The 1,409-nt window shown below is 65.7% G+C and carries 1 protein-coding gene; it reads right to left on the bottom strand.

Translation table 11 applies throughout. The annotated features are described in order from the left end of the window. Positions 1-31: 31 nt before the first annotated feature. Positions 32-1,300: an IS256 family transposase gene (locus tag HMPREF3159_RS01225; protein ID WP_070499235.1), complete on the bottom strand. Its 1,269-nt coding sequence runs from the start codon at positions 1,298-1,300 to the stop codon at positions 32-34. Positions 1,301-1,409: the final 109 nt, after the last annotated feature.

The following is a 1,409-nucleotide window of genomic DNA, read 5'->3' as shown; positions in this document are numbered from 1 at the left end:
GGTCAAGTCCCTTTGAGTGGTGGCTTTTGGGTCAGGCGGTCATGAGGAGCCGGCTGGCGGTATCGGGGGTGTTGGTGGAGAGCATGTCGGCGAGGCGGCGGAGGGAGATGTCACTGATGTAGCGGCGTTCGCCGTACTGCCATTCCTCGTGCTGGTCCTGGAGCACGGCCCCGACGAGTCTGGTCGCGGAGTCTCGGCTGGGGAAGATCTGGACCACGTCTGCGCGACGCTTGATCTCACGGTTCACGCGCTCTATGGGGTTGTTCGACCAGATCTTGCGCCAGTGCTCGATCGGGAATGCAGCAAACGCGGTCAGGTCCGCCTCGGCGTCCTTGAGCATTGCCGCGATCTTCGGGAACGAGCTCTCGAGCGATGTCGTGACCTGCTGGAACGAGTCCCGGACGGTCTCCGGGCTGGTTTGGGCGAAGATCGTGGAGACCAGGGCGTTGACGGGCTTGGAACGCGCAGAGCCCAGCGTCTGGGTGATGTTGCGAGCGAAATGGACCCGGCAGCGTTGCCATGACGCGCCGGGCAGCACGGCTTTGATCGCGTGCTTCAACCCGGAATGCGCGTCGCTGGTCACCATAAGCACGCCCTCGGGCGCGGCGGGGGTGGAGATCGCCAGACCGCGTTCGCGCAGGCTGCGGAGGAACTCGGTCCAGAAGTCGGTGGTCTCCGCGTCACCGATCGCCATGCCGAGCACTTCTCGGTGACCGGTCGCGGCAACGCCCGTGGCGACCACGACGGCTTGGGAGACGACGCGCCCGCCCTGGCGGATGTCGAGATAGGTCGCGTCCAGGAACAGGTAGGGGAACCAGGTGTGGTCCAGGCGGCGGTGGAGGAACTCCGCGACGACCTCGTCGATCTCGCCGCAGATCCTCGAGACCTGGGACTTGCTGATCCCGGACTCGTTGCCCAGCGCCCGCACGAGATCCTCGACTTTCCGGGTGGAGACGCCGTCGATCCAGGCCGTGCAGATCACCGCCCAGAGCGCTTTGTCGACCCGGCGACGAGGATGCAGCAGCGCGGGATAGAACGACCCGGCCCGCAGCTTCGGAATCGCCAGATCCAGCTCCCCGGCAGGGGTGGCCAGGCGTTTTGCCCTGGTGCCGTTACGGCGCGTCGAGCGGGACGGGGAGCGTTCGTAACGGTCAGCGCCGATCTTCACAGACGCTTCGGCATCGATCAGGTCCTGGAGCCCGGCCTGGAGAAGCCGGCGGAACAACTCCTCGTGAGCGAGGTCGGGGTCCTCGAGCAGTTCACTGACGAGAGCAGACAGGGCAGACTGGTGACGGGTCATCGCGGGTCCCTATTTCTTGGTCGATTTGGGAGGTCCCGCGATGACCCTTCATCGCCTACCAGCAGCTCCACGTCACCCCGGGATTGCCACCACGCTAGGGGACACACCC

This window comes from Brachybacterium sp. HMSC06H03, assembly GCF_001807385.1.
GTDB classification, from domain to species: Bacteria; Actinomycetota; Actinomycetes; order Actinomycetales; family Dermabacteraceae; genus Brachybacterium; species Brachybacterium conglomeratum.
This window is presented reverse-complemented; position numbering and strand designations above follow the sequence as displayed.